Raw genomic sequence first — 9,112 nt, forward strand, 5'->3', positions numbered from 1 at the left:
TGCCCAGATCTCAGGTTGGCGCGAGGTGCGTGGGAACGATACTTGACTATCCGCTTCATCCTTGTCGACAATGCGTTACACTAGATGAAACGCACGTCATGACCAAACTCAACCGATCCATAGAACGTGGGCTGCTGGTGCTGAAGGTCGTGCACGGCTCGGGCCCCAGTTCGCTGTCTTTCATCTCTGCTCAGACAGGGTTGTCGAAGCCGACGCTTCTGCGCATCTGTGCGACTTTGGAGAACCAGCGGTGGCTGACGCGCAGAAGCAGTGACGGGCAATACCAACTCGGCACAGGCTTTCCAAATGCCGGAGGCATGCTGGATCTTGCCGATCGCCTCGTTTCGGTGAGCAAGGAAGCGATCGTGAAACTATCTGACGAGACAGGGTTGGGGGTCGATCTTGCCGCTGCCATTGGCGGGGGCCGGGTTGAGATCGTCGATACAACTCGAGTCTTCAAGAAGCATGGAATCTACTCCGAAAGCGTCGGCTATCGCCCTTCGCCCTTTCTTTCTGCTCTGGGCTCGGCCTATTTTGCTGCCTTATCGACCGCTGATCGGGCTGAAGCGCTACACGAATTAGCAACAAGACTGACTCGCGAAGACGTCGCGGCCCTGCCAAGGCTTCCGAATATTCTGAGATCCATTGAAAGCAATGGCTATTCGGTTCGCGCAGCAGGGCATTGGGGTCGTGCGGTGGATTACGGGGCGCTGCCTGCCGCCATCGGTTCACCTGTTCTTGTGAAGGGAAAACCGATCGGCGCGGTGAACCTGGTTTGGGATGCCAGCAAGAAAAAGACAGAGGAGGTCGCCAAGGACCACCTTGGGCGGCTTCGATCGACAGCGAAGACGATCGCGCAGCGCTACGCCGACCCGGCCTGAGCCATTCGCCGCGCCTCTGGGACATCCGCCCGCAATCCCGGTCTTCGGTCCAATTTCGTCAGAGGCGAAGCTCGACCAAGTCCCGAAAGCAATCCAGCGCCTCGGGGTTGGCCAGCGAATCCGTGCTCTTGACGCTCCTTCCGTGTACCACGTCCCTCACTGCGAGTTCGCTGATCTTGCCGCTCTTGGTGCGCGGAATATCGTCGACGGCGAGGATCAGCGCCGGCACGTGCCGCGGCGAAGACCCCTGGCGGATCGCGGTCTTGATTTCCTTGACCAGCGCCTCCGTCAGTTCCTTCCCTAGGATCAGCGTCACGAACAGGACGACGCGCACATCGTCGCCGGTGTCCTGGCCGATCACCACCGCCTCGCGCACCTCGGCGAACTTCTCGACTTCGGCGTAGATCTCCGCCGTACCGATGCGCACGCCGCCGGGGTTCAGCGTCGCGTCGGAGCGGCCGTGGATCACGAAGCCGCCGGTCGCCCGTCGCTCGGCGAAGTCGCCCTGACACCAGACGCCCGGAAAGCGCTCGAAATAGGCGCTGCAATAGCGCGAGCCGTCGTCGTCGCCCCAGAAGCCCAGCGGCATCGATGGGAACGGTGCCGTGCAGACCAGTTCGCCCTTCTCGCCATCATCCGCGGGGGTGCCGTCGTCGCGCCAGACGTCGATCGCGAGACCGAAACCGGGCCGCTGGATCTCGCCGCGATGGACCGGGGCGGTGGGATCGCCGGTCACGAAGCAAGACACGATGTCGGTCCCGCCGGAGATCGAGGCGAGGTGCAGGTCCGCCTTGATCGCGTCGTAGACGTAGTCGAAACCGTCGCCCAGCAGCGGCGATCCGGTGGACAGCATCGTTCGCAAGGCCGAAAGGTTGTGTTGCGCATCAGGCCGAAACTCCGCCTTGCGCAGGCTGTCGATGTACTTCGCGGAAGTGCCGAAATGGGTCATCCTCTCGTCGCTAGCATAGTCGAACAGCACCTCCGGCCCGGGGTGGAACGGCGAGCCGTCGAACAGGAGCAATGTCGCGCCGCGTGCCAGTCCCGAGACCAGCCAGTTCCACATCATCCAGCCCAGCGTGGTAAAAAAGAACAACCGGTTGCCCGGCTGAACGTCGGCGTGCAGCGCATGCTCTTTTAGATGTTGCAACAGCACTCCACCGGCGCGGTGCACGATGCATTTCGGCGCGCCGGTGGTACCTGAAGAAAATAGGACGAAGAGCGGATGATCGAACGGTAGGCGGTTGAATTCCAGCGGCCCGGCGGCGACTGCGGACTCGAAGGCGGCGAAGGTGACCCCGTTGTGCAGGTCGTCCGCCGTTTCCTGTGCCGTGCCCAGGTAGTCGATCACGACTGTCCGGTTGACCGAGGGCAGTTGCTGGACGATGGCACCCAGCTTCTGCCCGATCTCGAACCGCTTGCCCGCGTACCAGTAGCCGTCGGTTGCGAACAGCACCTTGGGCTCGATCTGCGCGAACCGGTCGAGCACTGCGCGGGCACCGAAATCGGGCGAGGCGGAGCACCAGGTCGCGCCAAGCGAGACTGCGGCCAGCATCGCTGCCACGGCCTCGGGCCGGTTCGGCAACAACCCGGCCACGCGGTCGCCGGGCCCGACGCCAGCATGGGCCAGTGCCTGCTGCAGGCGCGAGACATGGGTTTGCAAATCGCCCCAGGTCCAGCGCAGCCGCACCTTGTTCTCGCAGTGGAATACCAGCGCCGTGGCACCTGGGTCCCGGTCTTCGCCGAGGCCCATCAGGTTCTCGGCGAAGTTCAGCCGGGCGCCGGGAAAGAACCGGGTGCCGATCATGTCGTCGACGGTCATGAACGGTGCCTCGCCCTTGTCGCCCAAGACGCCGTAGAAGTCCCAGAGCGCGCTCCAGAACTCTTCGGGGTCGGCAAGCGCGAGCGCCGCCAGATCGTCGCCGTTCGCGACGGGGCGACCGGCCCCCTTGCCAAGGTAGCTGCCGAATCGCACGATCTCGGACGTCGCGACCCGCCGTTCGGACGGGGTCCACATTATCTCGGCGGTCATTACCCGTTCCCTTCCACACTTCGGGCCGGCAGGACGGTTCCGATGCAATCGCCGAAACCGACGCGGTAGCCGTCTCCCTGGGCGTGGCCGCGCAGCGTCAGCGTGTCGCCGTCCTCGATGAACGCGCGGGTGCCGCCGTCGATCGCGAATGGCTCCTTGCCGCCCCAGGACAGCTCCAGAAGCGAACCGCGACTGTCCTTCTGCGGCCCCGAGATCGTACCGGAGCCAAGCAGGTCGCCGACTCGCATCGGGCAGCCGCAGCTGGTGTGATGCGCCAACTGCTGCGCTGCGGAATAATACATCTCGCGAAAGTTGGTGCGTGACAGCACAGTCTCGTGGCCACCTTCCGGCGTCAGAGCGACCTCGAGCGCGATGTCGTAGTTCATCGGCCCCGGCTCCGCGAGGTAGGGCAGAAGCGGCTTCTCGCGCTCGGAAGGGGCTGCGCGGAAAGGCTCCAGCGCAGCGGCGGTGACGATCCAAGGGGAAATCGTGGTGGCGGTCGCCTTGGACTGGAACGGCCCCAGCGGCTGGTATTCCCAGGCCTGGATGTCACGTGCCGACCAATCGTTGAGCAGCACGTAGCCGAAAATGTTGTCGAACGCCTGGCTCACCGAGATTGGCCCCGACGAGGGCTGGCCGACGATGGCCCCCATCTCCAGTTCGATGTCGAAGCGTTGTGAGGGGCCAAAGCGTGGCGCCGCGTCGTCCGGCCCCTTGAGCTGGCCGTGGGGCCGGGTGACCGGCGTGCCAGAGACCACGACCGAAGAGGCGCGGCCGTTGTAACCGATGGGGATGTGCAGCCAATTCGGCGGCAGCGCGTTCTCCGGGTCGCGGAACATCGAGCCGACGTTGAAAGCGTGGTGCCGGCTGGCGTAGAAATCGGTGTATTCGGTGACCGCGAAGGGCATGTGCAGGCGGGCTTCGGACATCGGCACGAGATACGGCTGCAGGTCCGCGGTGTTCGCCGCGCCTTCGCGCAGAAGTGCCGTCAGGGCCTCGCGCAGCCGCGCCCAATCCCCGGGACCGCGTGTCATGAAGGCGTTCCAGCTTCCGCCTTTCAGCGCGCCTCCGAACTCCAGTTTTCCGCTTTCCTCCAGAGCGTGCAGATCGAGGATTGCGTCGCCTATCGCAGTGCAACAGCGGTGTGCGCCGCCGTTCGTGGAGAACACTCCATAGGGCAGGTTGTTGAGTGGAAAGTTGGTGTCAGGCACGTTGGCGCTATCGAACCATGAGTGGATCAGGTCTGTCATCGGCGGTTCCTCCGTCAGGTCGCGTCAGGTTGGTTCTCGGGGCGGGCGGCGTCGAACGCTGGCAGGGCGAGGCACCGGGCCTCGATTTCGGTCAGGCGCGCGAATGGCACGAGATCGCAGCCCCAGCGGTGCGCGTTGTAGAGTTGCGGGACGAGGCAGACATCGGCGAGCCCCGGTTTGTCGCCGAAGCAGAACGGCGTGTCGGAACCGATCATCTGGGAAATCGCGGTGAATCCGCGCGCCATCCAGTCGTTCATCCACGCCACAGCCTCGTCCTGACCGTGGCCCATGGACTTGAGCTTCGCCACGACGCGCATGTTGTTGACCGGGTGGATGTCGGTCGCGATACCGAGCGCAACCGCCCGGTCGCGTGCCCGCGCGACCGGATCGGCAGGCAGAAGCGCGGGGTCGGGATGCGTCTCTTCCAGCCAGTCGAGGATCGCCATCGACTGGGTCAACACGGTGCAGTCGTCCAGGACCAGCGTCGGCACGCCGCGCCCGGGGTTCAGCGCCGCGTAGTCCGGCGCGGTTTGCTCGCCGGCGACAAGGTTGACGGGCACCGTTTGGTAGCCAATCCCCTTGAGGTTCAGCGCGATCCGGACGCGGTACGAAGTCGTGGAGCGCCAGTAGGAGAAGAGCCTCATTTGGTGCCCGGCGTGCCGTCGAACTTCTTCTCCAGGCTCTCCCACACGTCGATGTAGTCCTCCTGCAGCGGCGCCTCCTTTCCGGCGAATTCGGTCAGGTGCTGCGGAAAGCGGGTTTCGAACATGAACGACATCGTGTTGTCGAGCTTCTCGGGCTTCAGGTCCGCGTTCGACGCGCCTTCGAAGGCTTCGCGGTCAGGACCGTGCGGCAGCATCATGTTGTGCAGGCTCGTGCCGCCCGGCACGAAGCCCTGCGGCTTGGCGTCGTACTGGCCATAGATGTTGCCCATCAGCTCGGACATGACGTTCTTGTGGTACCACGGCGGGCGGAACGTGTTCTCCATCACCATCCAGCGCTCTCGGAACAGCACGAAGTCGATATTCGCGGTGCCCTCGACCCCGGAGGGCGCGGTCAGCACTGTGAAGATCGACGGGTCGGGGTGGTCGAACAGGATCGCGCCTACCGGGCAGTAGGTACGAAGATCGTACTTCATCGGCGCGTAGTTGCCGTGCCAGGCGACCACGTCGAGCGGCGAATGATCGATCTCGCAGCGATGGAACTGCCCACACCACTTCACCGTCACCGTCGAGGCGGCGTCGCGATCCTCGAAGGCCGCGACAGGCGCCTTGAAGTCCCGGTGGTTGGCCATGCAATTGGCACCGATCGGGCCGCGTCCGGGCAGTTCGAACTTTTGGCCGTAGTTCTCGCAGACGAAGCCACGCGCCGGGCCTTCCAGCAACTCGACCCGGTAGACCAGACCGCGCGGGATGATCGCGATCTCCTTGGGTTCAAGGTCGATGATCCCCAGCTCGGTTGCGAAGCGCAGCCGGCCTTCCTGCGGCACCACCAGCAGTTCGCTGTCAGCCGAGAAGAAGTAGTCGTCGGTCATGCTCTCAGTGACCAGATAGATATGGCTTGCCATCCCCACCTGCGTGTTGACGTCTCCCGCGGTGGTCATGGTGCGCATGCCGGTGATCCAGGTCAGCGCCTCGTCGGTGTGCGGCACCGGATCCCAGCGGTACTGGCCGAGCGAGGTGACGTCTTCGATAACATTCGGAGCCGACTTCCAGTAGGGAATGTCGATCTTCGCATATCGGCTGGAATGCTTCACCGAAGGCCGGATGCGGTAGCACCAGGTGCGCTCGTTCTGGTGCGCGGGCGCAGTAAACGCCGTGCCGGACAGCTGTTCGCCATAGAGCCCGTAATTGACCTTCTGCGGGCTGTTCATCCCTTGCGGCAGAGCGCCCGGCAACGCCTCGGTTTCGAAGTCGTTCCCGAAGCCCGGCATGTAGCCTGGCGTCGTCGTCATGCCTTCAGCCATTGCGAGCGGTGGATTGACCTGGTTCATGTCGCGTCTCCTGCTTTCCGCTGACGGCCTTTTCTGTTAACCGTCATCAAATCGGACGGTAGATCACCGGCAGCTGACCCGTCGAATCCACGTTTCACCAGGTAAAATCCTGGTAAACGCGTAGATGGCAGGGGTGTGGGAATTACTGCAACGTGCTGAATGTGGGAGGCGAGCTTGAGATCTTTCTCGCAAGCGCAAATGGGTGACGTCCTTTGGCGTGGTGCAGCTGGCGGTGGCCATTGGGTTTCCCGGTAGGGTCGGGTTGCGACATCCAACCTGAAGCAAGGAATACACCCGATGACCAAACCCATGATGGACCTGCGTACGCTTGTCGAGAAGAGCGCAGATGCTGATCTGCTGCGCAAGATGATCGGCTTTGCCGCCGAGCGACTGATGGAGCTGGAGGTCGGCGCCAACACGGCCTAGCCCAAGTCGGCTTAGTTTCGAAACGTTGTGCTAGAGACGAGGCGCTGCGAATGCCCGAAGAGGACGTTCCCTTGCCGCCAATAACAGAATTGTCGGCAGGCAAGTTCTTTGTCGTTTTCAGCCAATGGCGTGAAATGAGGAAGATGCGGACGCTGGACTGTGGGGCAGATCGGCCGATCTACATACGGGGTATAGATGGAGATGGGGTGGAGATGGGGTGGATGCCGCTCTCACCCTGACGGCATCGCGATGTGCCATACTCGTGGTGTCGAAGCACAAGCTGAAGGAGAGGGCATCCATGGGAGAGGTTACCATCATCGGCGTCGATCTGGCAAAGAACGTGTTCCAGGTTCACGGCGCAGCGGCGGACGGGTTCGTCCAGATCCGGAGGAAGCTGTCGCGGCCGCAGTTTACTCGGTTCAAGGCGGAGTAGTGATCTAGCGTGGTGATGGAGGCATGTGCTTGCGCCCCTCATTCCTGTTGGATTGCAGTCGCGTCTGTACCGGCTGGCGCAGCGAACTTCGCGCAAACATAAGCAAATCAACCACTTACTACCCAGAGAAGGTTGGATCTCAGGTCCATCCCCTCCGCCATTTGCCCTCGCGAAAGCGTTCTCCCGATCCGGCTACGGCCGGATTTTTCCGTTGTTTTCGAGGGTTATGCGGGAGAGGCTGTTAACCGGCCCTGCTGCCGGGTGTGGAGATTCTTCGTCGCCACTCGATCGTTGATGCTCCGGAAGACTGGTATCGCGGACCCGGGGCAAACAGCCATCACTGGACCGCACTGCACGAGTATCTGAAGACAAAGGGCTGGAATCCCGACACGATCGGCTCGCTGGACCGTGCCTCCACGGAGGTAGTCTCGTTGCTGGGCAACCCAAGCAAGGACAAGTTCGCCTCTCGTGGGCTGGTAGTCGGCTATGTGCAATCCGGCAAGACGGCCAACATGACTGCCGTGATGGCGAAGGCAGTCGATGCCGGTTACAACATGATCATCGTCTTGGGCGGCGTGACGAACAAACTGCGCAAGCAGACCCAAGATCGCTTCGAGAAGGATGTGCTTCGTCACCGCACTCTCTGGCAACTCTATACCACGAGTGACCCGGCCGGCGATTTTGTCCAGCCCGCGAACGGTGGCTTCGTCATGCCAGCGGAAGGTCATGCCCAGCTGATCGTGATGAAAAAGGAGGGAAGTCGGCTCAAGCAATTGCGGCGCACAATTGCTCGCACGCCCGCTGTGGTCCTACGGGAGCTCAAGGTGCTCCTGATTGACGATGAATGCGATCAGGCCTCGGTGAATTCGGCGCGCGGGGAGTTCGACATGACGCGGATCAACGCAGAGATACGGCAAGTCCTGGCTGCGCTGCCGGCTGTCACTTATGTCGGTTACACTGCGACCCCCTTCGCAAACGTCTTCATCAACCCCTATCCCTACGGGAACGACGAAGATCTGGACGATCTCTACCCACGAGACTTCATCACGGCGCTGGAGCGGCCAATTGGCTATTTCGGGGCCCGCGAGGTCTTCGGGAGCGACAGCGCCGAGGCAGATGCTGAGGAGCGCGATATGATCCGCATCCTCCATAGGGATGATCCGGATCGTCTGCGGCCGACTTCGCCGAAATACAAGGAGAGCTTCCATCCCGAGATGACCCGCAGTCTGGAGGATGCGATCCTCTGGTTCCTCGCCAGCTGTGCAATACGCCGTTCGCGTGGACAGGGAGCCGAGCGACATCTCGGATGCGGTCTTCAGCCTGATCAACGATGCCGATCCCACCAAGAAGGCGGTCTTCTTGCTTTCGGGAATCTCCACCGGCACGAACCTGACCGCGCAGCTTCTGGGCCTCGGCGGGGCGACGGCCGACAGCTACAATCGGCTCTCGGTCAACACGCCCGCGGTGCTCCTGAACAACGCAGGTGCCGGGATCGAGGCAACGGTCAACAAGGCCGCAGCCGGGAACGACGCTGCATTCGCCTTCAAGACCGGCTTTTCGGCCCGCGCCCTGATCGGCCTTCTCGGCAGCGACGATTTCAGCTTCAAGGTCAGCCCGGACGGCTCGGCCTTTTACGAGGCGCTCCGGATCGATCCCAGCAACGGCCGGGTCGAGATGCCCGAACCTGTCGTGCTCCCGGCGCTCGATGCCGTGCCCACGCCGCCGCCGACCGGCAAGCTCGCCCTCTATGCCCGCGACCGCGCCGTGGCCGGATGGCTCGACGTTCAGCGCCCCTCGGGGCGGTTCTTCCCGCTCCAGCCGCATTTCGGGGTGAACCGCATCGCGACCTGGGCGCCGTCCACCGGCACGACCGTAAACACCAACGGCATGCCGCGGACCGCCGTCGGCACCGTCGCCACGCCGACGCTCGCCACCACCAACCTCTCGACCTCGATGCGCCGCTGGCGCGTGACCAGTGCCGCCACCGCCGATGCGGCGGCCGAGGAACGCTCGGCTGGCTGGGTCTGCTGGCGCGGCAATGCGGATGGCCTCGGCGGCTTCACCTATGTGAACCGGCTCTCGCTGGTGACGCTGCAGGCG

The 9,112-nt window shown here is 63.1% G+C and carries 6 protein-coding genes and 3 pseudogenes; 4 read left to right on the forward strand and 5 right to left on the reverse strand.

Annotation, left to right across the window (positions count from 1 at the left end; all coding sequences use genetic code 11):
• Nucleotides 1-98 precede the first annotated feature (98 nt).
• Nucleotides 99-881, forward strand: coding sequence for a helix-turn-helix domain-containing protein (locus Q0330_RS08230; RefSeq protein WP_299477150.1), 783 nt, complete (start codon nucleotides 99-101; stop codon nucleotides 879-881).
• Between the two features lie 58 nt (nucleotides 882-939).
• Here Q0330_RS08230 and Q0330_RS08235 read toward each other — a convergent pair whose 3' ends face one another.
• Genes Q0330_RS08235 through hmgA form a run of 4 tightly spaced genes read right to left on the reverse strand, consistent with a single transcriptional unit; the run spans nucleotide 940 to nucleotide 6,153 of the window.
• A complete protein-coding gene (locus tag Q0330_RS08235; protein WP_299477152.1) occupies nucleotides 940-2,910 on the reverse strand; it encodes an acetoacetate--CoA ligase in 1,971 nt (656 codons plus the stop codon).
• Nucleotides 2,910-4,160: a fumarylacetoacetase gene (gene fahA, locus Q0330_RS08240; protein ID WP_299477154.1), complete on the reverse strand. Its 1,251-nt coding sequence runs from the start codon at nucleotides 4,158-4,160 to the stop codon at nucleotides 2,910-2,912. The genes Q0330_RS08235 and fahA overlap by 1 nt, the downstream gene beginning before the upstream one ends.
• A gap of 14 nt (nucleotides 4,161-4,174) precedes the next feature.
• The gene (maiA, locus tag Q0330_RS08245) at nucleotides 4,175-4,804 is read right to left on the reverse strand and encodes a maleylacetoacetate isomerase (RefSeq protein WP_299477156.1); all 630 of its coding nucleotides are present in this window, start codon (nucleotides 4,802-4,804) and stop codon (nucleotides 4,175-4,177) included.
• Nucleotides 4,801-6,153, reverse strand: a complete 1,353-nt coding sequence (gene hmgA / locus Q0330_RS08250; protein WP_299477158.1) for a homogentisate 1,2-dioxygenase — start codon at nucleotides 6,151-6,153, stop codon at nucleotides 4,801-4,803. The genes maiA and hmgA overlap by 4 nt, the downstream gene beginning before the upstream one ends.
• A gap of 297 nt (nucleotides 6,154-6,450) precedes the next feature.
• Between hmgA and Q0330_RS08255 the strand changes: the two are divergent.
• Together Q0330_RS08255 and Q0330_RS08260 are read left to right on the forward strand one after the other, a co-directional pair.
• Nucleotides 6,451-6,573 (forward strand): annotated as a pseudogene (locus Q0330_RS08255) (IS256 family transposase); the annotation flags it as partial.
• A gap of 304 nt (nucleotides 6,574-6,877) precedes the next feature.
• Nucleotides 6,878-6,988: pseudogene (locus Q0330_RS08260) on the forward strand (IS110 family transposase); the annotation flags it as partial.
• Nucleotides 6,989-7,821: 833 nt separating this feature from the next.
• Here Q0330_RS08260 and Q0330_RS08265 read toward each other — a convergent pair.
• A complete protein-coding gene (locus Q0330_RS08265) occupies nucleotides 7,822-8,163 on the reverse strand; it encodes a hypothetical protein (protein WP_299477160.1) in 342 nt (113 codons plus the stop codon).
• Between the two features lie 127 nt (nucleotides 8,164-8,290).
• Here Q0330_RS08265 and Q0330_RS08270 point away from each other — a divergent pair.
• Nucleotides 8,291-9,112: pseudogene (locus Q0330_RS08270) on the forward strand (DUF2793 domain-containing protein); the annotation flags it as partial.

The sequence above is a fragment of the uncultured Paracoccus sp. genome, from assembly GCF_937873615.1.
Classification (GTDB): Bacteria; Pseudomonadota; Alphaproteobacteria; order Rhodobacterales; family Rhodobacteraceae; genus Paracoccus.